Source organism: Acinetobacter sp. 826659 (assembly GCF_000588515.1).
Lineage (GTDB): Bacteria > Pseudomonadota > Gammaproteobacteria > Pseudomonadales > Moraxellaceae > Acinetobacter > Acinetobacter pittii.
In genome coordinates, this window is the sequence record NZ_JFYD01000005.1 from 1 (window position 1) to 24,513 (window position 24,513).

Below are 24,513 nucleotides of genomic sequence, written 5' to 3' on the forward strand. Positions count from 1 at the left end.
AAGCCATAACACCATATGCATGCCTTGATCGCCCGGCTGTAACCAAGCCAGTTCTTGAGGTATGTATTTTTCAATCAAGCCAATAATGTATTCTCGGACTTCTGCATAGACATTTCGAGTGCGTCGAATATGTCGTTCCAAATAACCCTCTTGAATAAAAGCTGCCAAAACGTGCTGGTCGGCAGCAGGTGGGTGTCGATCAATTAATACTCTGAGTCCACAAAAAGATGCTACCAACTCTTTAGGCAATACTGCATAACCAAGTCTAAGTGATGGAAATAGGACTTTACTGAAAGTGCCAAGATAAATGACTTGGTCGGGTGCCATGCCTTGCAAAGATGGGAAGGGCTGTCCGTTATAGCGAAGTTCACTGTCATAGTCATCTTCAATGATCCAAGCATTTTGCTGTTTTGCCCAAGCCAATAAAGCTGTACGTCTTGCAAGACTCATCGGCATGCCAAGTGGATATTGGTGAGACGGTGTCACAAAAGCAGCACGTGCATTTTTCGAAAATCTAATTCCGGTTTCAACCTGAATGCCTTCTTCATCAACAGGAACACGTACCATACGAATGTTTTGTACAGTATGCTCAAAAATGGCCGTTGTCCCCCGATAAGCTGGATCTTCAATCCAAACTTCATCTTTTGCTTCAAATAAAATCTGGCTGCAAATATAAAGTGATTGCTGAATACCGGGAGTAATTACAATTTGTTCAGGTTCGCAGTGGACAGAGCGGGATCGACGTACATAGTCGGCTATAGCAATTCTTAGTGATAATACCCCTTGAGGTTCACCATATCCTGAAGGAACACCTGCTCCCCGTGATCTATATTTATTACCAAATTTACGCCAGATATCACTTGGTTGAGTACGACCGACGGGGACAGATACCGCAAAAGGAACATGGGGAAGTGGCTTAAATTCATCAAGTACTTTGGCATAAGAACGTGCTGATTTGGTCAGAGGTATCGAGTTAGGCTTATTTTCTTTTGATGAATGTTGTATTCCAGACGTTTTAACCAAAGCATGAGACACATAAGTGCCAGTTCGTGGTTGAGAGTCAAACACACCTTCAGCTAAAAGCTGATCATAAGCTTCAATAATCGTTCCTCGTGCGACCCCAAGTGTTTGAGCCAGTTCTCGTGAAGAAGGCAATGGATCGCCAGGCTGTAAATCACCACTTTGTACAGCTTCACGCAAAGCTTGCGTCAGTTGAGCACTTATCTTTCCTTGGCTTTTATTAATCTTTGCAATAGACGGAAGTTCAACAACTTTTGCCATTCTTGCCATAATTCTGGTCTACTTAAAAAAATACAAAGTGGTTCTTTTTAATAAACCACATAAACCAGAAAATTTACAACACAAAATATAAATAACCCTGATATTTACAGTGAGGTTTTGAGCCATGTATATCCCCGATGATTATGCAGAAAACCGTTTGGATGTATTACATTCTCTTATTACCGAATATCCATTTGGGGTGCTTTTTACGCATGGAAGTAATGGCTTAGATGCAAATCATCTTCCATTTGAATTGCTGCTAAATGAAGAGAACTTGGGTGTGCTACATGCGCATGTGTCAAGAGTTAATCCTGTCTGGCAGAACATTAAAAATGGAGATGAGGTACTCGTCGTGTTTCAAGCGGGCGATGCTTATATTTCACCAAACTGGTACCCATCCAAACATGAACAGCACAGACAAGTACCGACATGGAACTATAGGGTTGTGCATGCATATGGCAAAGTGACGATTCGAGATGATGAGCGATTTGTCCGTGGCGTGGTGGCTCGTTTAACCCGTACTCATGAGGCATCTCAACCTGAACCATGGAAAATGTCCGATGCACCAAAAGACTATCTTGAACCGATGTTAAAGGCGATTGTGGGAATAGAAATTGAAATTACCAAGCTGCAAGGAAAATCAAAACTTGGGCAAAACAAAGAACGCCGAGACATTTTAGGTGCAGCAGATGGCCTATCAAAATCTGGTCATCAAACTATAGCGGACGCTATGTATAGTGTCGCTAAGTTAAATAAATAATTTTGAAAATATAAAACTTTAATATCAATTGAGGAGATAAAGATGTCTTTGACTACACCTGTTGAGTTGGTAGGTGAGCACGTTATTTTAAAGCCCTTAGACTTAACTCAAGCTGAATCACTGGCAGAGGCTGTTTGTGATGGGGAACTCTATAATCTTTGGTATACCCGTGTGCCAAGACCTGAACAAATGGCTGCTGAAATTGAAAGACGTCTCGGTTTACAAAGTTCTAGTTCTATGTTGCCATTTTATATTGAAGATCGAAAAACAGGTCGGGCGTTGGGTATGACAACTTTAATGCATATTGAAGAAGCACATCGCCGTGTAGAAATTGGTTCGACGTGGTACCGAAAGTCTGCACAGCGTACACCTGTAAATACTGAGTCTAAAAAGCTATTGCTGGCCCACGCATTTGAGACTTTAAACTGTATTGCGGTTGAGTTACGCACATCTTCTTTAAATGTTCAAAGTCAAGCCGCGATTGTACGCTTGGGTGCAAAGCTAGATGGTGTGCTAAGAAGCCATCAAATTGTAAAAGATGATATTTTACGGGACACTCACGTTTACAGCATTTTGAAGCATGAGTGGCCTGCGGTTCGCCAAAATCTGGAATGGATGTTGAATAAACCGCGCTAAAAGGAATTTTAAGCAAGCTGTTTTTCTCTTTTTTGGCTTAGCCAGAAGAGAGAAGCTGCAGCAATCACCAGCCATGGTATTAAAGCCATATTCATTGCTTTCCAGCCAAATAAATCCAGTAAAGCACCTGCACTAAAAGAACAAATTAAGCCGACAACAAAAACAGTCATGTCGTTAATGGCTTTAGCCTTGGCTTTTTTAGCCGCTGTATACGTTCCGGTAAGTAAAGAAGTGCTGCCAATAAATAAAAAGTTCCATCCCACACCTAATAAAATGAGTGAGATTGCAAACGATGCGAACTGAATACCCGAGAGGGAAAAACCAATATAGCAAGCAAATAATATAAGACCGGCAAACATGATTTTAAGCACACCAAATCGGGCGATTAAATGTCCAGTAAAGAATGAAGGTAGGAACATACCAAGCACATGAAGCTGAATGACGGTTGTAATCGTTCCAAGTTCATGATGTGAATGGCGCATGGCTATGGGTGTTGCAGTCATACCTAAAATCATAATGCCATAACCTGTGACGGCACTAAACAAAGCAACTAAATAGGTAGGCTGAAAGACAATCTGTTGCCATGGGCGACCAGCAGAAAAGTCAGACTTTTGCTCAACTGTATTGGCAATATGTAGGCTAGATAAAATGCCCATTGCGACAAGTGAAATGATGCTAATAATTAAAAATGAACCGATATATTCCAAATGCTGGAATAAAGGTCCACCAAAGCGCGCCAAAGTCGGGCCAATCAGTGCTGCAACAACTCCACCTGCCATAACCCAAGAAATGGCACGTGAACGAAATGCATCATCTGCTACTTCACTGGCAGCAAAACGATAAAACTGAGCAAAGGATTGATATGCGCCAACACCTAGCGTGCCTAAGGCTAAGAGAATAAGTGAACTATAAAAGATACCAATTGCGGCAATAATACCGCCAATTACACCTAAAAAAGCGCCGAAAAGAAAACCGTTACGCCGTCCAATATGTGCCATTAATATTGAGGCAGGGAACATCATTAAGGCTGTACCCAAAAACATAGATGCGATGGGTAAAGTTGCTAGTATCGGTGTATTAGAAATATTTGCCCCAGCCAAACCACCAATCGTCATAACCATGATCGATACGGTTTGGTAAAGTGACTGAGAACTCGTCAAAATAAGAACTTGGCGATGCATCGTATTTTGAAGCATGAGAGCCTTTAATTATATGTGTTAATTGATGAGTTTGGGTGCTGAGTTTTTATATAGGAAGAAAGTATTAACAGCTCAGCTTGAAAATGTTGAAGTGTTTTTTGGTGGCAGGCATAACAATATTTCTTTGGCATAAACTATTTCTTATCAAGTAATTGTAGCTGAATAATCAGGCTTAATATTCTATCATCTGATAATTTGATACAAAACAGTTGCAGTACCAGTTTTCTAAATAAGTCTATTTATTTAAGACATTTAATATGTCTATTTTCTCAAATTCTTTTTCAGCCACCTTAAAATAAATCATTAACCTGAGGTTAATAACCATTGATGTAGGTTGATTGATCGAAACTCCATAAAGCGTTTTTATAGATACAGAACAAAACTGCGATCTATATAGGTAAGCACATGGAAGGATCAGTTCAGAATAAAGAACGATTATGGACAAAGCGGCGTCATGCCAAACAACTAAAATTAGAGATGGCAAATCAATATACCGATGGTGTGGTGATTCCAACTCAAGACATTATTAAAGTTTTAGAAACCTTAATTACACCGGGCGACAAAGTTGTACTCGAAGGGAATAACCAAAAGCAGGCAGATTTCCTTTCGCGTTCTTTAGCACAAACCAATCCAGATGTTTTACATGATTTACATATGATCATGCCAAGCGTTGGACGTTCAGAACATCTTGATCTATTTGAAAAAGGCATTGCACGTAAGCTCGATTTTTCTTTTGCTGGCCCACAAAGTTTACGCATTAGCCAGTTAATTGAAGATGGTTTACTAGAGATTGGTGCCATTCATACCTATATCGAACTATATTCACGTTTAGTAGTCGACCTCATTCCAAATGTGGTGCTCTCGGCGGGGTTTATGGCAGACCGCCAAGGCAATATCTATACAGGTCCAAGTACCGAAGATTCTCCAGCACTTATTGAACCTGCTGCTTTTAGTGACGGTATCGTGATTGTTCAGGTCAATGAACTGGTCGATGACGTTTCAGATTTACCACGTGTCGATATTCCTGCTTCTTGGGTTGATTATGTGGTGGTGGCAGATCAGCCATTTTATATCGAACCGTTATTTACTCGTGACCCAAAACATATCAAGCCAGTGCATGTGCTTATGGCGATGATGGCAATTCGCGGAATTTATGAAAAGCATAATGTGCAATCGTTAAACCATGGTATTGGTTTTAACACTGCGGCAATTGAACTGATTTTACCGACCTATGGTGAGTCTTTAGGCTTAAAAGGAAAAATTTGCCGAAACTGGACTCTGAATCCGCATCCAACCTTAATTCCAGCGATTGAAACAGGTTGGGTTGAAAGCGTCCATTGTTTTGGTACCGAACTAGGTATGGAAAAATATGTTGCTGCTCGTCCCGACGTTTTCTTTACAGGTCGTGATGGCGCTTTACGTTCCAACCGCATGATGTGTCAGCTTGCAGGTCAATACGCTGTTGATCTATTTATTGGCGCAACTTTGCAAGTTGATGGCATGGGACATTCTTCGACTGTCACCAAAGGTCGTTTGGCTGGTTTCGGTGGTGCACCAAACATGGGGCATGATCCGCGTGGCCGTCGTCACGATACGCCAGCATGGCTAGATATGCGCTTGCAAGGTGCCAATGAAACAGAAACCTATTTGGCACGTGGTAAAAAGCTGGTGGTGCAAATGGTGGAAACCTTCCAAGAGGGTGGCAAGCCAACTTTTGTAGATCGCCTTGATGCGATTGATGTTGCTAAAACTGCAGGCCTACCTTTAGCTCCGATCATGATTTATGGCGATGATGTCACCCATTTACTCACCGAAGAAGGCATTGCTTATTTATATAAAGCAAGCAGCCAAGAAGAGCGCCAAGCCATGATTGCTGCGGTGGCAGGTGTGACTAGCATTGGTTTAAACCAAGACCCGAAAACAACAGCACGTTTAAGACGTGAAGGTTTGGTGGTATTTCCTGAAGATTTAGGTATTCGCCGCACCGATGCAACACGTGAACTTTTAGCTGCAAAAAATATTGCCGACTTGGTGACATGGTCAGATGGTTTATATCAACCACCTGCAAAATTCAGGAGTTGGTAATGATGGCACAAGTTAAATATCAAACGCTCAGCGATAGTCAGATTTTGGCAAGTTTAGCGGTCGAAGCATTAATTGATGAAGTTAATCTGACACCTAAACCAGCTTTGGTTGATCGGCGTGGCAGTGGTGCACACGATGACCTGACTTTGGAATTAATGGAGCGCTCTGCGAAAAGTTTAGGGCCTATGTTTGAAGAAATGGCTCAAGCAGCCATATATCATGGTGAGGTTTGTTTGGCCTTACGCGAAGACATTGGTGAAATTGGTCGCCAAGGTGAAAACACCATGATGTTGGCGACAGATGGCGTCAACACACACCGCGGTGCAATTTGGGCCTTAGGTTTGATGGTTACGGCAGCAGCATTGGCGCGCACGACTCAGCAATATTTATCGGCTGTTGAGCTATGCCAGTTAGCAGGCCAGATTGCTCAGCTTGAAGATCGTTTTATTCCAGAGCAGGCCTTAAGTCATGGTCAGCAAGTCCAAAAGAAATTAGGCATCTTAGGTGCCAAAGAACAGGCTCAACAAGGTTTTCCAACTATTGTGAATTTGGGTTTAAAGCAACTTTATCAAAGCCGTAGTAAACCAATGAAAGAAGAGTTCGCTCGCTTAGATGCCTTACTTGCCATGATGACTGACCTGACCGATACCTGTGTGCTTTATCGCTCTGGAACTTCGGGTTTAAAGCGTATGCAACAAGGTGCTCAGCAAGTACTGGATTTGGGCGGTAGTTCAAGCTTGGAAGGTCGACGTGCTTTGCATCTTTTAGAGATTGATCTGCTTCGGATGAAAGCTTCAGCTGGTGGTGCTGCAGACTTGTTGGCAGCAACCTTGTTTATAGATCGTGCTGAGCAGACATCTGTCAAAAAATAAAGAAGGATTTTGATTATGGAAACACTTCATTTTGAATTTGTGGCGACAAAGCCGCCTATAAAAAAAGCGTTGGTAGGATGTGTTGGCTCGGGCGATTTAGAAATTTTGATGGAACCCGGTGAAACAGGCAAAGCTTCTATTCAAGTGGTGACTTCGGTAGACGGCAGTGCGGCGCGTTGGCACAATCTTTTTGAACGGATTTTTACTGCGCAAATACCGCCAGCGGTCAATATTGATATTCATGACTTTGGTGCAACTCCCGGTGTCGTTCGCTTACGTCTAGAACAAGCATTGGAGGAAATTGCTCATGACTGATATTCAGAGTTTGTTAAATAAACAAGATTTTATTGAACTCAGCGCAAGAGAACGTGCCAAAGCATTGTTAGATGAGAGGACTTTTCGAGAGTTACTCGACCCATTTGCCCGTGTTATGTCGCCTTGGTTGGTTCAGCAAAATATTGTCCCGCAAGCTGATGATGGTGTAGTGGTTGCAAAAGGATCTATTCAAGAACGCCAGGTGGTTTTAATTTCAATTGAAGGTTTATTTCAAGGTGGAAGTTTAGGTGAGGTGGGTGGTGCCAAAATTGCGGGTGCCTTAGAGCTTACAGTTGAAGACAATCTGAAAGGTATTCCAACTGCGGCAATTTTATTATTGGAAACGGGCGGCGTTCGCTTACAGGAAGCAAATCTGGGTTTGGCTGCAATTGCTGAAATTCAGGCTGCAATTGTGAACTTACGCCAGTATCAACCCGTGATTGCTGTGGTCGCAGGCAGTGTAGGGTGCTTCGGTGGCATGTCAATTGCGGCTGGGTTATGTAGCTATATTGTAATGACACAAGAAGGACGTTTAGGTCTAAATGGCCCGCAAGTGATAGAACAAGAAGCTGGTGTACAAGAATATAACGCCAAAGATCGTCCATTTATATGGAGTATTACGGGTGGTAATCAGCGCTTCACTAGTGGTTTGGCAGATGCTTTTGTAGACGATGATCGTCAGAAAATTCGCCAGCAAGTTATCGATTATTTAACTCAAGGCGTACCTCATCAGCATCGTAGTTCAAATTACACATTCTATTTAGAAAAGCTGCAACAAATTGATACTGCTGAGCAGATTACCCCAGCACAAGTTCAAGCTTTGTATCAAGGAGAGCAAGCATGAATATCGCCGTTGATACATTAAAAGCATCTACTCGTGGTGCACATTGGTTTAAAGCACTGACACAAGGCTTTAAGACAATTGAAGGTTTTCCAGCTTCGGTTTGGGTGGCTGATGGTCAGATTGATCAGCAACCGGTACGTGTGATTGCAGTTGTCCAAGACAGTAATAATCTGTTCCCACGGGCAAGACAAGGTGAAGTTGGGCTGCTAGAAGGCTGGAGCTTGGCAAAAGCGGTTGATGATGTGATTCAAGCTGATGCAAAGGCTGAAACTAAACGCGGTATTTTATGTCTGGTTGATGTTCCAAGTCAGGCCTATGGTCGCCGTGAAGAATTATTAGGTATTCATCAAGCTTTAGCGGGTGCAGTAGATAGCTATGCTAGAGCCAGATTAGCAGGTCATCCTATTGTGAGTTTATTGGTTGGTAAGTCGATGTCGGGTGCTTTCTTGGCGCATGGATACCAAGCCAATCGTATTATTGCCTTAAAAGATTCAGGTGTTATGGTGCATGCAATGGGTAAAGAATCTGCCGCACGCGTTACCTTGCGCTCGGTTGATGAGTTAGAGCAATTGGCCTCAAGCATTCCTCCAATGGCCTATGACATTGAAAGTTATGCCACGCTTGGTCTGTTATCTGAACTGTTATCTGTCGAAAACCCTGAACAACCGACAAATGATGATCTTTCATTAGCAAAACAGGCAATTGCACAAGCATTTAAAGAAATTAATGCCGATCAATCTAAAGGACTGGGACAAAGACTTCACGGCCAAAACCGTCAAATGTCTAAAAAAGTCCGTGAATTATTGCGTGAGCAATGGTCATGAAATTTAAGCTTGAAGCCCATGATTTACTATGGGGTATGACGGTCGATTGCTTGGTCGATGATGCCCCACTTTGGGTGAAAGAGGTGTTACTACGCGGTGATCCCGTTGTAGTTCGACGGGAAATTACTCCTGAAGATCAGGTGGCTGTGGGTATAAGAGGACAATTTCGCTATCAACGATATGCAGCTCAAATGCGACTATCAGCAATCAGCAATCAGCTTAAGCCAGAAGCGCTGACTCGCATAGATACGAAACAGTTTGCACACTTGGCAGAACGTTTACAGAGCATTTCCAGCATTATGAAAAAATTTTCAGGATGTTGGGGATATACGGGAAGTTTCGGGTTTGAACTGGCAACGGGCATTAAAACAGTAACCGAGCAAAGTGACATAGATCTGTTGATTCGAGCTGAACAGTCTTTTGCCAAAAAGCAGGCGGTTGAGCTACTCGAAAATTTTCAGCAAGCAGGGCTGAATGTGGATATACAGCTTCAACTTCCACAAGGCGGTTTGGCATTAAAAGAATGGGCTGGGAACAGTGGAAAAGTTCTATTGAAACGTCCTGATGGTGCTGTTTTAGTAGAAAACCCATGGAATTAGGGAATAGATATCATGGCTTCAATTTGGGTATATCCGGGGCAAGGGGTGCAACGAAGCAATATGTTGCACGATTTACCTCAAACCGCTCTGGTTAAAGAATACCTTGAGCGTGCATCGGATGCACTCAAAGAAGATGTCTTGATGCTAGATAGTCCGGCTGCATTGCAGTCGACACGTGCAGTACAGCTGTGTTTACTTATTTCAGGTGTGGTGAGTTCAGCCCTATTAACTGCTGAAAACTTAACACCAGATTATGTTGCGGGTTTGTCGATTGGTGCATGGTCGGCGGCGGTTGTAGCAGGAGTTTTAGCCTTTGAGGATGCAGTCCGTTTCGTTGCCTATCGAGGTGAACTTATGCAAAACGCTTACCCCACTGGATATGGCATGACAGCTCTGATTGGTACAGATCGTTCAGCTGTCGATGTATGGGTCAAACAGATTTATGAAATAACACCAGAGGTGTTTGTCGCAAATATTAATGCACATAACCAGATCGTTATTTCAGGAAGTTTTGAGGCCATGAACCAAGTTGCTGTTTTGGCAAAGCAACAAGGTGTGGTGGCAAAAAAATTAGATGTATCGGTGCCATCGCACTGTGAATTATTAAGTCAGCAAGCAAAGCAACTTGCAACGTCTATGGAGGGAGTGACTTTAAAGCAGCCTAAAATACGTTATTTAAGTGGTACAACGGCTCGTACGCTTAGCAGGCCAGAACAGATTGGTGATGACTTGGCTTTTAATATGAGTCGAACTGTAGATTGGGAAAGTACCATCCAAGCTGCATGGGAGCGAGGTGTGAGGTTACAGATCGAAGCTTTGCCGGGAACGGTACTTACTACACTTGCACGTCGAACGTTTAAAGAAGGAACTGTATTGTCATTTCAAGGGACACGCATAGACACTATTCAGATGGCAATGCAAAAAGAACAGGCAAATAGTTTTTCTTTTTGAGTCAAATTTTACAAAAGCATAAATGATCCAAGGATATGAGGGATTGTCATGATTATATATGGAGTTGGTTTACTCGCACTTTGCACCTTGGTGGGTGTTATTGTCGGCGATTTGTTGGGCGTTTTATTGGGTGTAAAGTCCAATGTTGGTGGCGTGGGTATCGCCATGATTTTACTCATTTGTATACGGTTATGGATGGAAAAACGTGGTGTCATGACAGTTGAAACCGAAAAAGGCGTTTCATTCTGGGGCACCATGTATATTCCTGTTGTTGTTGCCATGGCAGCACAACAAAATGTGGTTACAGCATTATCTAGTGGACATATGGCACTGTTTGCGGCGGTAGTTTCAGTTATTGTTTGCACACTCACCATTGCAGGTTTAAGCCGCTATAACAAGGCAAGCCCTTTACCGAAGGAAGAAGACACTACATTAAACCGCATTGGAGGCAAAGTTCATGGTTGAATTATTATTAAAGGACTTAACCCATTTAGGTTTAATTACAGCTTTCGCCTTAATTGCTTTAATTATGTGGTTGTCGACCAAGCTATCTAAATATTTAACCAAGGGACGAGTGCATGCTTCAGCAATTGCGATTGTGATTGGTTTGATCTTGGCATGGTTTGGCGGAAAAATGACAGGCGGTGAAAAAGGGATTACTGATCTTGCACTCTTTACCGGTGTCGGGCTTATGGGCGGTGCAATGCTTCGTGACTTTACCATTGTCGCAACTGCATTTGAGGTACAGGCGACTGAGGCGAAAAAAGCCGGATTTATTGGCGCCTTCTCTTTATTTCTCGGAACCATTTTGCCATTTATTGTCGGGTGTATGTTTGCGTGGATTTTTGGCTATCGCGATGCGGTAAGTATTACCACAATTGGTGCGGGTGCAGTGACCTACATTGTGGGACCAGTGACGGGAGCTGCAATTGGTGCAAGTTCTGATGTCATGGCGCTTTCAATTGCAACAGGACTGGTGAAAGCAATTTGTGTAATGGTTTCAACACCGCTTACAGCAAAATTTATGGGATTAGACAATCCACGTTCTGCCATGATTTTTGGTGGATTAGCTGGAACTGTGAGTGGTGTGTCGGCTGGTTTAGCAGCTACAGATCGCCGTTTGGTTCCTTACGGTGCGCTTACAGCAACGTTCCATACAGGTCTTGGCTGCTTAATGGGACCGACTGTTTTGTTCTTCGCGGTTAAAGCTTTAGTCGGTTAATCAGTATTTAATATTCAGTCAAAAAGGCCGTTGCTATTAACAACGGTCTTTTTTATTTTTGAAATTAGAGGCAAACATTCGACATTCAGCAATCAGAGCAAGTAAGTTAGGGTCGCGCTCTTTACTTTTTAAGAAGACCAAGCCAATTTCTTGTTGCATGTGATATTGCTGTTTTAGTGGAATAAGTTTTACTGAACTTTCATAAACTGCAGAAATACGGCCGGGTAGTAGAGCAAAACCGACACCTGAGCTGACCATACTAATTAAGGTAAAAATATCATTGACCTGTAAAGCAACTTTTGGTGAAAAACCTGCTTTTTTAAAAATAATGTCGCTGTCGTTATGAGTTGCAAAACCCTTAGTTAAAGTTAAAAAAGTTTCTTCTTTTAGCAGGCTTAAATCAATATCTTTAAAATCGGCATATTTTGAATCTTTATTGACTGCCAGAAAAATGTCGTCTGAAAACATCGGCAAAATTTCAAAGTCATCATATTGAGTAGTTTCATTTAAAGCCACGATAATGGCATCAAGCTCAGTTGCTTTAAGCTTTTTCACCAGATCCTGATTTGAACTCAGCAACAGTTGAATATCAAGCTCACTACGTCTGAGCTTAAGACCGCTAATCACATTTGGAATCGTATTTACTGTCAAAGAATAAAGAGACCCTAAATGTAAAACCTTAGCTGCAAAGCCAGCGGCTTCTCTGGTTTTATTTACGGTGATAAAAATGTCTTGTACGATTTTTTGTGCCCGTTCTTCAAAGACATAAGCACTTTTTAAAGGAATGAGATTACGGCCTTCATTTTTAAAAAGAGGGCAACGTAAAGCACTTTCTAAAGAGTGTAAGGCTTTATGAACACTGACATTACTCAACTGCATTTCTGTGGCTGTTTTAGACAAATTCCCACAGCGCATAAAAGCTAAAAAAATCTGTATTTTTTTAAGGGTGAGTTCTTCATCAATTTCCATATTAATTCCTTGAACCAGTTTCCCTTAACACTATAGATTTGAGCTATAAAGTTACCACAAAATAAAGTCTATAAAATTGTGCTTAGGTCGAAGCATTTCTTTAGAGACTTGCTTCAACTCTTTGTTGAATGGTTTTGATAACCTGATCTAATGCGCTTTGAATTTTAGTGTTCCATTCAAAAGAACAGTTAATTCTCAAATAATGCTGCTGTGCGGGTAAAACACTAAACAGAGGGCTTGGTGCAACACCAATGTCTTGTTGGATGAGTTCTTCATAAACTTGCATACTATCTAGCGTACTAGGAAGTTTGACCCATAGAAAATAGCCACTTGGGTAGTAATACACTTCGCAAGAGCTCGGTAAATGCTGCTTTAAATAGTGATAAAACTGCTTTTTATAACGCTCAAGTGAAAGTCTAAGTGTACGCAAGTGCTTTTCATAATGATGATGAGACAAAAACTCAACCAATGCATTTTGAATGAGAGCATTTACTGAAATGGTGCTCATGAGTTGCAAGTGTTGAATATGGTCTGAAAATTTACCCGCATAGACCCAACCGACCCGAAAACCGGCACCTAATGTTTTAGAAAAAGACGAGCAGTGAAGTACCAGATTTTGTTGGTCAAAATACTTCATTGAGAGTGGTTTTTGGCCGCCATAAAAAAGCTCTTCATAGACATCATCTTCAATCAAATAAATTTGGTGTTCATGAAGCAACTTGGCAATTTTATATTTAATGTCATCACTAACAGTAAAACCAATCGGGTTATGGGCATTCAGCATCAGCCAACACACCTTGATAGGATAGGTTTGAATGACTTGTTCAAAAGCTTCTAGGTCAAAACCATGTTGAGGATGTTCAGGAATGGTAATTACTTTAAGTCCTAAACGCTCTGCAGCTTGCCAAGCGCCATAAAACACGGTTTGCTGTAATAAAATATAATCACCGGGTTGAGCAACAGCTTGCAGCGAAAGATTGAGTGCATCTAACCCTCCCGATGTAATGACAATGTCATCTGGGTCAGTTTGTATGCCTTGCATACAGTAGCGCTGAGCAATCAGTTTTCTTAAGGCTAAATTACCTGGCGGTAGGCTTGTGGTCTGGTCATAACTTTGTCTTTGCCGCGCAAGCTGTCCCATAATTTGAATGAGTTTGGGTGCTGTTAAAAGCTGACTGTCCGGAAAAGCTGAACCAAAAGGTACGATAGACTCATGTTGAATTGATTTAAGATATTTAAAAACTAAGGAATTAATTTCAATTTTAGAGTTCAGTGAAACAACTGAATATTGTTCGAGTGGCTTTAGTGCAATTTGCTCGGCAACAAAGTATCCAGACTTTTCTTTTGAATAGATCAGACCTTGTGATTCAAGCTCTTGATAAGCATTCATTACGGTCATTAAACTAAAGCCAGAGCGTTGTACCTGATCTCTCAATGACGGTAATTTTTCATGCGCACTTAAAGTGCCACTTTCAATGAGTTGGCGAATGCTATGAGCGAGTTGTTCTGATTTATACATGTATGAGCTGCACGAAATAAAAAAAGATGCACTGAATCAATAATAAATGCCGTTTGTAGAATCTACAAACGGCATTTGTTTAGAAAGTTGGAATTACTTTAAGTAAGGGGCTGCATAAATCAATATCACTTTAAACAATCCTGCAATCACAGCTAAGGCTAAAAAACCACCGAGCCATAGCAGAATAAACCATTGGGTTTGATTGAGTTTAACTGATAACTTTTTCATAAAACCCTCCATACTTAATGATAGCCTTCATCACCTACACGGACTTTGTCTCTAAATACCCAGTAAGACACAATGGTGTAAGCAATAATGATTGGAATCAAAATAAGCGCACCGACCAAAGCAAACATTTGGCTTGAATGTGGTGCTGCGGCCTGCCAAATTGTGACTGATGGCGGAATAATATATGGCCATAAACTAATCACAAAACCAGTAAATGCAAGGAAAACAAGAGCCAATGTATATGCAAATGGTTTGAGGTCATGATTCTGTTTTTTACATGCCGATAAAATCAGGCCAACAAACAATAAGACCAAAATAGGCACAGGGCTAAAATAGAACAGATTTGGTAAAGAGAACCAGCGATCTGCAATTTCAGGATGCGTCAGAGGTGTATATAAACTTACGCCACCAAAAATAATGAGCAGTGCAATAATCAGTTTTGGCATAAGCTCATACATACGTTGCTGCAAACCTTTTTCGGTTTTTAAGATCAGCCATCCACAGCCCAAAGTTGCATACATCGCAACTACACCAATACCTGTAAAGATCGTAAATGGAGATAACCAGTCAAATGGACCACCAGCATAAATACCATTTTCGGTTTTAATCCCTTGGATATAGGCACCTAAAATAATCCCTTGCAGGAAGCTAGTTAAAACTGAACCCCAAATAAAAGCCAAGTCCCAAAGGTGTTTGGTGCGATGAGCTTTAAAGCGGAATTCAAACGCCACGCCACGGAAAATCAGGGCAATCACCATGAAAATGATCGGTAAATATAGTGCTGATAAAACTGTTGAATAGACCAGTGGGAATGCAGCATATAGACCAGCACCGCCGAGCACCATCCACGTTTCATTACCATCCCAGACAGGGGCCACGGTATTCATCATCACGTCACGTTCTTGGCTGTTCTTAATGAAGGGGAACATAATTCCTATTCCTAAGTCAAAACCGTCCATGACCACGTAAATTAAAACACCTAAACCAATAATACCGACCCATATTAAAGAAAGATCAATCATGATGTTTCTCCCCAGATTTTTGATTATCGTCAATGTTTTCATCGACCGCACTGAGTGGACGCATTGGTGTTTTAAAGTGTCCAACGCCACCAGTTTCAACATTTGGTGTATCGATAAATACAGGGCCTTTATTAATCAGTTTTAAGGTGTAGTAGATACCGCTACCAAATACGATGGTATAGACCACCACAAAAATAAACAGGCTAAGTCCGACCTGATCTGCGGAAACAGTATGTGAAAGCCCGTCTTTTGTGCGCATAATGCCGTATACAACCCACGGTTGTCGACCGACTTCAGTTGTTACCCAACCTGCAAGCATGGCAACGTAACCAGAAGGCCCCATTACTAAAGCAAATTTATGGAACCAAGATGTTTCATAGAGTTTTCCACGCTTACGTAACCAAAGCGCAATTAAAGACAAAGTGACCATGAGTACACCAAGACCCACCATCACACGGAAGCTCCAGAAAACGATGGTTGAATTTGGACGATCTTCTGGTGCGAAATCTTTTAAACCTGTCACTTGGCCATCTAAGCTATGCGTTAAAATTAAGCTACCCAAATAAGGAACACCTACTTCGAAGTGGTTACGTTCTTCTTTCATATTGGGAATTGCAAATAGCAATAATGGCATTGGCTCATTGTGATTGGTTTCCCAGTGTCCTTCCATTGCTGCAAGTTTGGCAGGTTGATGTTCACGGGTGTTTAAACCGTGGTTATCGCCAATTACCACTTGTAAACATGAAGTCACAAGCACCATCCAGAGACCCATCGAGAACGATTTTTTCACCAATTCATCGCGACGGCCTTTTACTAAATGCCATGCAGATGTTCCGACGACCAATAATGATGAAACTAAGAAAGCTGCTGCACCCATGTGGGCAAAGCGGTAAGGGAAGGATGGGTTAAAGACAATTGCAAACCAGTCTTTTGGCACAATAATGCCATTTTCGATAGCAAAGCCTTGAGGAGTCTGCATCCAGCTATTCGAAGATAAAATCCAGAACATGGAAATACATGTTCCGATGGCAACCATAAGTGTTGCAAAGAAATGGGCTCGAGGACCAACACGTCCCCAACCAAACAGCATAATGCCTAAGAAACCTGCTTCTAAGAAGAAGGCACTCAAGACTTCATAGGTAAGTAAAGGACCAGTAATACTTCCGGCGACACGTGAAAATTCACTCCAGTTCGTACCGAACTGGTAACTCATGACTACGCCCGAGACCACACCCATACCAAAGGCAACGGCAAAGATCTTAATCCAGTATTTAAATAGATCTTTATAAATCGGGTTTTGGGTTCTTAACCATTTCCACTCTAACACTGCTAAAAAGCAGGCAAGACCGATGGAAGTGGCCGGAAAAATAATATGGAAGGATACTGTAAAAGCAAATTGTATTCGCGCTAATTCTAGAGCGGTTAGACCGAGGCTCATAAACTTTCCCCCTGTGAACTAGCTGATGATGGTTAAATGAGTTAAATACTTATTTTCAGGCAACAAAGTATTTTGGCGATTAAACTTACTTCTGTGATAAATGTTCTTAGCAAGTAAAATGCCAACAGGGTTAAGCAATATAATTGCTTGATATTCCAAGAGAATAGACTGATTTATTGTTCTCAATCTGTTAACAAAGTTTATGCTTGATGTTGCATTTGTAAAAAAGCATGTTGCATTGAAACATTGATGAAATATCTGGCGATATGCAATAGATCGTCTCATGAAAACTACCTACCTTAAGAAGTTTCCTTAATCATGCACTTACTATTTTTGTATATGTAGATACAGAAATTTTTTATAAAACTATAACAGTCTGGAGCAGTCATGAGGTGTGCTATAGTTTTTTTTCAATTATCTGTAGCTATGTATCCATTCTTCAAAAGTCCAAAATAAATGAACAAGATTTACGAATGGCCAAAATCACTCTCCAAAATACAGCGAATGCGACTTTGGGTAATAAGCGCAGAATAGTTTCTTCTCTTTTATTCCTTTGTTGTTTTGCGTGAGGTCTGGTTGTTACGTAGGTTATTAAAGACCTGATTTAAGTGTAGCTCTTCTAAAATAGCTTGGATGTTAAAAAATGTTTATTACTTCTCAACTCAATGTCCTGCATAAAATTATTAAAAATCAGCCTATTCCTGTATCTATATTGGCTCAGTTAGAGCAGACCTATGTTAATTTTGAAGCTACCTTATTAAGAGCGAAAGTACTCAGAGACTTTTCTAAATCTGAAACTGTATATTTAATCCAATCTCATATTGAGCCACAGCAAAGTAGTGTGGCTTATCTATTTTCGCCATTTATTTTTGCCAACTTAAACAAGGCTGCTATTTATACGACGCCTGCGACTACGCCTGTGCTTTCTATTCTTAATAAATATTACCAAGCTGAGAAAAAAGCACTATTCAAAGTAGATGATGTTTTAGACAGCTTAAAAATCTACATAGACTTGGAATTGGCTGAGCTTAATGAAGTTGAATTTATCTATTTAAGCCTAATCAAGGCACTGTGCCGAAGTGATCTCTCTACCGTTTTTTTAATTACGAGTTTAGATGTAGATGTCGAGCATTTGAAAGCACTGGAGCAATTTTTAAAGGTCAAAATTTATTGGATTAAAACCACAAAAGATGATGACTTAAAAAACCTAAATAGCTTAGAAATGCGGAAATTATTATTCAAAAATAAAGATGAAACTTATGTCAAATTATGCGCGAAATTTGCTCAAATGAACGCAGCGTTGGTTGGTTTATGTGACACTTTCACGACACATCAAATGACGCATCTAATTGATGATATGTTTTATTCAGAACATATTTTTGAAAAGTTATCCGTCTATTCAGAATATATACAAACACTTCTCCAAAGCCAGCAGAGCGTTCGGCAAAAAGAGGCGTCTTAGTCTTTGAGATACGAGCTTTTTATCTTTGTGTTTAGGTTCTTATATAAAGAATGAATACAGTTATAAAAAAATAATCGTTTTCATGTGAAATAAATATTTTATGGTAAAAGCAAAGCAATATTGGTTTTACTTACATGACAAATTTAAATTTTGAGCATCATCTCGGTTCATTAACGCACGCTGCCCTTAGTCAAGCTTCAATCATTTCTCGCGTGTGGGGAGAAGGGCCTACATCACGTTATGATGAGTTGGCACAACATTTCAGACCAACTTTTGCCCGTATTAAAGAAGGGGCTTTAATCCGTGAGCAACAGCATATTTTGCCTTATGAACAACTTCAGTGGCTTAAGGATATTGGTTTTACACGGCTAAGACTTCCCAAAGCTCATGGTGGCTTTGATGCAACCATTCCTGAATTATTTGCCTTACTCATTGAACTTGCAGAAGCCGATTCAAACTTACCGCAAGCTTTGCGAGTGCATTTTGGTTTCACTGAAGATGTCTTAGTAAGTAAAGACAAAGCGTTTCAACAGCGTTGGCTTAGCCGAATTGCAAATGGGGAAACAGTAGGCAGTGCATGGTCTGAAGGTGGGAAAGAGTCAATTGATCAGTTCGAAACTCATTTGTATCGAGACAGTGACGGAAAAATTCGTGTTAAGGGTAAAAAATATTACACCACTGGTAGTCTATATGCAGACTGGGTAGATGTGGGAGTAACAGATTTAAAGGGTGAGTCTGGCTCGGTCGTTGTGCGCCGTGAAGATGAAGGTGTCGAAATTGTTGATGACTGGAATGGCTTTGGTCAGCAACTCACTGCAAGTGGTACAGCATATTTTCATGATGTATTAGTCGATGAAACTGAAATTTTACCTGATGATGATCGTTTTAAATATTCAGCGGCTTACTATCAACTGGTCCAACTGGCAATCATTACAGGTCTAGGACGTGCTGCAACCTATGATGTTTCTCAAGCTGTTGCTAAACGTACCCGAAACTACACGCATGCGAATGCTCAATTTGTAAAACAGGATCCGCAAATTTTACAAGTAGTAGGCCAAATCCGTGCCGCGGCTTACAGTGCAGGGGCGATTGTTGAAAAAGTCGCACAAAGCTTACAACGTGCTTACTTAGCTGCATTTCAAAATGATGAGCAGCTTGAAGAAGAGCAAAATGCGCTTGCCGAACTTGAAAGTGCGCAGTCTCAAACGGTTATTACCGATCTAATTTTAAATGCTTCTACAATTTTATTTGATGCTTTAGGTGCTTCTGCAACAGACAAAGATTTAGGCCTAGATCGATACTGGCGTAATGTACGGACTTTATCTTCACACAACCCGAGAGTATTTAAAAATCGAATTGTGGGTGATTTTAGTGTGAACGGCACATTACCACCGTATCAATGGCGAATAGGGAATGTTGCTAAACAATAAATTGTAGTTTTAGATATTAAGCTGCTATTTTTAGTGGCTTAATATTATTTTGGTTATTTAAATTAAATTATAAAAACCTATTAGAATAAAATCATATTTTGTTTGGGGTTTATATTATAAAGAAAACCTAAAAATTGCTTTAGTATAAAAATTAAATAAAATGCTGGTTGTTATTTTATGACTAAGAGAATTAGTTTTAATGCTTTTGAAATGAACTGTATTGCCCACCAATCTCCTGGATTATGGCGTCATCCTCAAGACCGATCTGTTGAATATAAAGATTTAGAATATTGGACAGATTTAGCACAAATTCTTGAGCGTGGTTTTTTTGACGGTATTTTTATTGCAGATGTGCTTGGTATTTATGACGTTTATCATCAAAGTGCTGAACATGCCTTAACCGGTGCAGTACAAGTTCCGGTCAATGATCCGCTACAGATTGTGCCAGCGATGGCCGCAGTCACCAAGCATTTGGGCTTTGGTGTCACAACTTCGATTTCCTTTGAACATCCTTATCCTTTTGCTAGGCGTATTAGCACGCTAGACCATTTAACCAAAGGGCGAGTGGGTTGGAATATCGTGACGTCTTATTTGGAAAGTGGTTCGAAAAACTTGGGCCTGAAAACTCAGGTCAATCATGACAATCGTTATGATATTGCTGATGAATACTTAGAAGTCCTTTACAAACTTTGGGAAGGTTCTTGGGAAGAAGGTTCGGTACTTCGTGACCGTGAAAGCGGTATCTTTGCTGACCATAAAAAAGTGCATCCAATTCAGCACGAAGGTAAATACTTTACTGTACCGGGCATCCATATTTGTGAACCATCACCGCAAAGAACACCAGTACTTTACCAAGCAGGCGCGTCATCACGCGGACAGAAGTTTGCTAGTCAAAATGCCGAGTGTGTATTTATTGCAGCGCCGTCTAAAATTGCCACTAAAAAAGTGGTACAAGGCATTCGCCAGAAATTGGCTCAGGAAGGCCGTGACCCGTACTCAGTTAAAATTTATGCACTTTTGTCGATTGTCACTGATGAAACCGATGCAAAAGCTCAGGCTAAATTTAAAGAATATCAAAGCTATGGAAGTTATGACGGCGCTTTAACCTTGCTGTCTGGCTGGTCTGGGGTCGATTTTTCACAATATCAACCAACGGATAAAGTTGAATATATTCAAACCAATGCGATTCAATCTTTATTAGATTCTTATGTAAATGCGGACCCAGAACGTGTTTGGACCATTGAAGAAATTGCAAATTGGAACAGCTTAGGTGGTAATGGACCTGTGTTAGTGGGTTCGGCAGAAACAGTTTCGGATGCTCTACAGCAATGGGTTGAAGATACCGATATTGATGGTTTCAACCTTGCCTATATTTTGGCGCATCAAACCTTTGCCGATGTAGTTGAGTTTATTGTGCCAGAGTTGCAAAAACGTGGGGTATATCAAACCTCATATGCACAAGGAACATTAAGAGAAAAACTATTTGGTGCTGGGCCATATTGGCCTGAAAATCACCGAGGTGCAAAATATCGTAATCTAAAAGAGTTAAAACTTGCTGAGGCGAGTTAATATTTTAGAAAACCTTTAAATAAATAGCTGGTTAAATACCAGCTTTTATTTTGTCTTTTTATATCGGTTTTACTGCTGAGTAAATAATGAAAAGATAATTCTATAATTTAGATTAAAACATCAGATTAATTTGTTTTTATATGATGTGAATAATCATTATTTTGTTCCTGTTATTAAAATTCAGGAATTATTAAGTGAGCACACAAGAACTCGATCATAACCATCGTTATGAAATTAAATCTCCCGATGATGTTTCACAATTAATTTCCAAATTTGCAGGGAAGGGTAAATCGAATAAAGTTATTTGGTTGGCACTGATTGGGGTGTTTATTGATGCCTACGATTTAACAACGCTGTCCTTTGGTATTGAGCAAGTTATCTCAGAGTTTTCTTTAAGCCCTGTGATGACTGGTGTGGTGGCTTCAGCAATTGTCTGCGGAACCATTGTGGGTAACCTGATTGGTGGTTGGCTGACAGATAAAATTGGCCGTTATCGGGTCTTCATGGCGGACATGGTGCTGTTTGTCATTGCGGCAATTGTCGCTGGTTTTGCTCCGAATGTATGGGTTTTGATTTTAGCCAGATTCATTATGGGAATTAGTGTTGGTATTGATTTACCCGTTGCAATGTCATACTTATCTGAGTTTTCCAAATTTAATGGTAGTAGCAATAAGGCAGCGCGTCTAGCCGCATGGTGCCCAATGTGGTATGCCGCTTCTTCGGTGTGTTTTGGCCTAGTTCTGGCGCTTTATTTTCTTTTACCCCCTGAGCATAGCAACTGGATATGGAGAGCATCTTTAATTTTTGGAGCAGTGCCAGCGTTACTCATTATTTTTATTCGCGGTAAATATTTAACTGAATCACCAATCTGGCTTGCAAACCAAGGTGATTTAAAAGGTGCTGCTCGAGTTCTACAAGAATCCTATGCAATTAATGCAGTTGCTACAGTTGAAAAAGTAGAAAGAACTGCTGAAAAGAAAAAGCGCGAGGGTTTTGCAGTTTTATTTAATAAAACCTATTTACCAAGAACGATTGTGGCAATTGTGATTCACATTTCGGTGGCATTTCAGTACACGACCATTGCTTTCTTTTTACCTTCTATTTTAACGCGTTTCTTTCATACCGATGTCTTGACGACGATTACTACAACGCTCGGACTCAATTTACTATTTGCATTTACGGGCGGGTTGTTAGGCGTATTTGTTGCTAGCAGATTTAAATCTCGTCATGTGTTGCTTACAGGCTTTTTACTCCAATTTATAGCCCTTATTGCCTTAGCATTAATTGGTGAACCCGGTAATAGCTTTTTACTCTATACCGCAATTGGCATGCTCGGTTTATGGCTTTTTGCCGAAGGCTTTGGGCCAGGGGCACAAATGATGGTTTATCCAACCATGGCTTATCCAGCTTCGATTCGTGGCGTTGGTGTTGGCTTTAACCGTGCGGTAACAGGTGTTGCTCAAGCGATAGCTTTGTTTGTTTTACCAATCTGGATGGCGGGATATAAAACCGATGTTTACCTGATTATTTCTATCTTTGCATTTATTCCTTTAATTGTGATTAGACTACTGATTAAGTTTGAGCCTACCGCCCAAGATGTCGATGTGATTGATGAAGATAAAACAGAACTTCCTCTCAACAATTCACCAGTAATTGATTAGAGTGAAAAAAAATCTCTAAATAAAATAAAGGCCAACATCTGTTGGCCTTTGTTCTTGGATTTAGAAGTAGTAAGCAAAAATCACAAATGCTTTTTTGTTCCATTTATTATTGGTTCCGCCAGCCGCAAGACCTTCACTGTCTCCTAAATATGGATCATGTTTACCCACCAGCAACTCGGCTTGTACTGTCAATTTTTGATAGTTAAAGGCAATGCCGGGAATAAAACGGGTGGAGTCTTTAAAGCCATCTTGCTCTTTTCTATAAGAACTATAGTTTAGGTAAGGACGAATAGAGGTAATAGGGCCAAACTGCTGAGGAAATAAATAGCTGAGTTCGGCTGAGTAAATCTGACCTTTGGTTGCAGAGTTAAATGAATAATCGAAACCGCCCAAAGTCAGGTGATCTTTATATTGGGTGTCGGCATTATCAATGTCTTGATAACCAGCCAAAAGCTGTAAATTCCATTGGTTATAATTGGTATTGCTAAAAACTGAATAGACTTGGCGATCGCCATCTTGCCCTGAACGCTTATTTTCAATGGTGGAGTACCATGCAGAGGCGCCCAGTTGGGTAGAGAAATTTTCTTGGCCTAAGACATTTTTAAAGGTATGAGCACCGCGAACTACAATCGAGTTCTTTTCTTTAGTATTGGTGCCTTGTGGTACAGAGTCATCCGCATTGACAGGGTTGATACTAAATCGACTCGAGTCTTTGCTTTTACCTCTATAGGTGCCACCATCGGTAGGATAAAAAGCGAGTTGTGCTTCATTGATTCCATCATTGAAATCATATTTCACCCCAAGGTTGTGTACATCTTCCCAACCAGCACTATTGGCAATGCCTAAATAATAAGTATTTCCCCAAAAGCGCCCCAAGCCAAAAGGAACGGGGTTTAAGCCAGCAATAATTTTACTGTTGTCATTAATTTTATAACCCATCCATGCATCGGTAAGCCAATTGGCATCGCCTAAACGGCCATAATATTCATAAACCCGATAATCTAAACGACCAATCCATTTCGGGGAGTTGTAATCTAGCCATAATACGGCGTCATTAAAAGAAAATTTACTGGTAGTGGGATCAGAGTCAAAATCATAAATATATTTAGCCCGAACAGTACCACTCACTTTAAGTTCACCTTCTTCAGCATTGCCAAAGGTAAGCGCTGCATGACTTGAAAAGCTGAATGTAAGCAAAGATGTTGTAATTAATGTTTTTTTCAAAATTTGAGAATGTTTAAACAAAAGAATTTTTCTCCTCTTAAAAATAAAAATTAAATTTGCGTCATGTATAAACCAGAAAAAGATTTGTTCAAATCTTAATATTTGCAGAGGTTTTAAGATAAAAAGATAATAAAATCTGAACTTTATATAAAAGAAAGAAAATTAATTAGATGCAAAACTCTGGATGCAATAAGCAAAAATAAAAATGATCAAATATGAGAGGATAAAATACTTAGAGGTCGTCTGTCAGGCTTGCCTAATCATATGATTTGTGAATATGGTTTTTAATTATTGATATATAAGTATTTTAATTTTTATTTTAATCTGTAAGTTTACTTGGAATTTGCTTTTTACCAAAAGATAAAAACTTATAAGGAAAAGTTATTTATAAAAATTAGATAAG

General features: G+C 40.3%; 22 protein-coding genes and 1 pseudogene. 15 read left to right on the forward strand and 8 right to left on the reverse strand.

Going from position 1 to position 24,513, the window contains the following annotated elements:
• The coding region (locus J663_RS11010) for a PLP-dependent aminotransferase family protein (protein WP_033849692.1) at window positions 1-1,290 on the reverse strand (1,290 nt) is incomplete at its 3' end.
• 115 nt (window positions 1,291-1,405) lie between these two features.
• On the opposite strand from J663_RS11010, the gene J663_RS11015 reads away from it, so the two are divergent.
• Both J663_RS11015 and J663_RS11020 read left to right on the forward strand, forming a co-directional pair.
• Entirely contained in the window at window positions 1,406-2,041 is a 636-nt protein-coding gene (locus J663_RS11015) for an FMN-binding negative transcriptional regulator (protein WP_033849694.1), read from the forward strand.
• Window positions 2,042-2,083: 42 nt separating this feature from the next.
• Window positions 2,084-2,677 carry a GNAT family N-acetyltransferase gene (locus J663_RS11020; protein ID WP_033849696.1) on the forward strand — a complete coding sequence of 198 codons (594 nt, stop codon included), beginning with the start codon at window positions 2,084-2,086 and terminating at the stop codon, window positions 2,675-2,677.
• A gap of 8 nt (window positions 2,678-2,685) precedes the next feature.
• On the opposite strand, the gene J663_RS11025 is transcribed toward J663_RS11020, so the two are convergent.
• The gene (locus J663_RS11025; protein ID WP_033849699.1) at window positions 2,686-3,873 is read right to left on the reverse strand and encodes an MFS transporter; all 1,188 of its coding nucleotides are present in this window, start codon (window positions 3,871-3,873) and stop codon (window positions 2,686-2,688) included.
• A gap of 408 nt (window positions 3,874-4,281) precedes the next feature.
• Here J663_RS11025 and mdcA point away from each other — a divergent pair, with 408 nt between their 5' ends.
• The 9 genes and pseudogenes from mdcA to madM all read left to right on the forward strand — a co-directional run bounded on the left by mdcA (window position 4,282) and on the right by madM (window position 11,588).
• Window positions 4,282-5,961: a malonate decarboxylase subunit alpha gene (mdcA, locus tag J663_RS11030; RefSeq protein ID WP_033849701.1), complete on the forward strand. Its 1,680-nt coding sequence runs from the start codon at window positions 4,282-4,284 to the stop codon at window positions 5,959-5,961.
• Window positions 5,961-6,846: pseudogene (locus J663_RS11035) on the forward strand (triphosphoribosyl-dephospho-CoA synthase). Before mdcA ends, J663_RS11035 begins: the two are co-directional and overlap by 1 nt.
• Before the next feature lie 2 nt (window positions 6,847-6,848).
• Window positions 6,849-7,148, forward strand: coding sequence for a malonate decarboxylase subunit delta (locus J663_RS11040; RefSeq protein WP_032041052.1), 300 nt, complete (start codon window positions 6,849-6,851; stop codon window positions 7,146-7,148).
• Window positions 7,141-7,992: a biotin-independent malonate decarboxylase subunit beta gene (locus J663_RS11045; RefSeq protein ID WP_033849706.1), complete on the forward strand. Its 852-nt coding sequence runs from the start codon at window positions 7,141-7,143 to the stop codon at window positions 7,990-7,992. Before J663_RS11040 ends, J663_RS11045 begins: the two co-directional genes overlap by 8 nt.
• Window positions 7,989-8,816, forward strand: coding sequence for a biotin-independent malonate decarboxylase subunit gamma (mdcE, locus tag J663_RS11050; protein ID WP_033849708.1), 828 nt, complete (start codon window positions 7,989-7,991; stop codon window positions 8,814-8,816). Before J663_RS11045 ends, mdcE begins: the two co-directional genes overlap by 4 nt.
• Complete coding sequence (locus J663_RS11055; protein ID WP_081404708.1) at window positions 8,807-9,415, forward strand: malonate decarboxylase holo-ACP synthase; 609 nt, start codon at window positions 8,807-8,809, stop codon at window positions 9,413-9,415. Before mdcE ends, J663_RS11055 begins: the two co-directional genes overlap by 10 nt.
• Window positions 9,416-9,427: 12 nt before the next feature.
• Window positions 9,428-10,366, forward strand: coding sequence for a malonate decarboxylase subunit epsilon (gene mdcH, locus J663_RS11060; protein WP_033849709.1), 939 nt, complete (start codon window positions 9,428-9,430; stop codon window positions 10,364-10,366).
• A 48-nt stretch (window positions 10,367-10,414) separates the two neighbouring features.
• Complete coding sequence (gene madL / locus J663_RS11065) at window positions 10,415-10,831, forward strand: malonate transporter subunit MadL (protein WP_005132242.1); 417 nt, start codon at window positions 10,415-10,417, stop codon at window positions 10,829-10,831.
• On the forward strand, window positions 10,824-11,588 hold the full coding sequence (gene madM / locus J663_RS11070) for a malonate transporter subunit MadM (protein ID WP_033849713.1): 765 nt from the start codon (window positions 10,824-10,826) through the stop codon (window positions 11,586-11,588). Before madL ends, madM begins: the two co-directional genes overlap by 8 nt.
• A 36-nt stretch (window positions 11,589-11,624) precedes the next feature.
• Here the strand turns inward: madM and J663_RS11075 are convergent, their stop codons facing one another.
• From J663_RS11075 to J663_RS11095, 5 genes are all read right to left on the reverse strand, one after another.
• The gene (locus tag J663_RS11075) at window positions 11,625-12,557 is read right to left on the reverse strand and encodes a LysR family transcriptional regulator (RefSeq protein WP_033849714.1); all 933 of its coding nucleotides are present in this window, start codon (window positions 12,555-12,557) and stop codon (window positions 11,625-11,627) included.
• Window positions 12,558-12,657: 100 nt separating this feature from the next.
• Window positions 12,658-14,076, reverse strand: coding sequence for a PLP-dependent aminotransferase family protein (locus J663_RS11080; RefSeq protein WP_033849717.1), 1,419 nt, complete (start codon window positions 14,074-14,076; stop codon window positions 12,658-12,660).
• 93 nt (window positions 14,077-14,169) lie between these two features.
• A complete protein-coding gene (locus J663_RS18940; protein ID WP_005304392.1) occupies window positions 14,170-14,304 on the reverse strand; it encodes a hypothetical protein in 135 nt (44 codons plus the stop codon).
• Window positions 14,305-14,318: 14 nt separating this feature from the next.
• A complete protein-coding gene (gene cydB / locus J663_RS11090) occupies window positions 14,319-15,326 on the reverse strand; it encodes a cytochrome d ubiquinol oxidase subunit II (RefSeq protein WP_033849719.1) in 1,008 nt (335 codons plus the stop codon).
• The gene (locus tag J663_RS11095) at window positions 15,319-16,764 is read right to left on the reverse strand and encodes a cytochrome ubiquinol oxidase subunit I (protein WP_033849721.1); all 1,446 of its coding nucleotides are present in this window, start codon (window positions 16,762-16,764) and stop codon (window positions 15,319-15,321) included. The genes cydB and J663_RS11095 overlap by 8 nt, the downstream gene beginning before the upstream one ends.
• Window positions 16,765-17,407: 643 nt before the next feature.
• Between J663_RS11095 and J663_RS11100 the strand changes: the two genes are divergently transcribed.
• From J663_RS11100 to J663_RS11115, 4 genes are all read left to right on the forward strand, one after another.
• Window positions 17,408-18,226 carry a hypothetical protein gene (locus J663_RS11100; protein ID WP_033849723.1) on the forward strand — a complete coding sequence of 273 codons (819 nt, stop codon included), beginning with the start codon at window positions 17,408-17,410 and terminating at the stop codon, window positions 18,224-18,226.
• A gap of 134 nt (window positions 18,227-18,360) precedes the next feature.
• Window positions 18,361-19,656 (forward strand): acyl-CoA dehydrogenase family protein, encoded by a 1,296-nt coding sequence (locus J663_RS11105; protein WP_033849726.1) that lies wholly within the window; start codon window positions 18,361-18,363, stop codon window positions 19,654-19,656.
• A gap of 177 nt (window positions 19,657-19,833) precedes the next feature.
• A complete protein-coding gene (locus J663_RS11110; protein WP_033849727.1) occupies window positions 19,834-21,225 on the forward strand; it encodes an LLM class flavin-dependent oxidoreductase in 1,392 nt (463 codons plus the stop codon).
• A 194-nt stretch (window positions 21,226-21,419) separates the two neighbouring features.
• Window positions 21,420-22,886 (forward strand): MFS transporter, encoded by a 1,467-nt coding sequence (locus J663_RS11115; protein WP_033849728.1) that lies wholly within the window; start codon window positions 21,420-21,422, stop codon window positions 22,884-22,886.
• A 60-nt stretch (window positions 22,887-22,946) separates the two neighbouring features.
• Here the strand turns inward: J663_RS11115 and J663_RS11120 are convergent, their stop codons facing one another.
• On the reverse strand, window positions 22,947-24,131 hold the full coding sequence (locus J663_RS11120; protein ID WP_033849730.1) for a hypothetical protein: 1,185 nt from the start codon (window positions 24,129-24,131) through the stop codon (window positions 22,947-22,949).
• Between the last annotated feature and the right edge of the window lie 382 nt (window positions 24,132-24,513).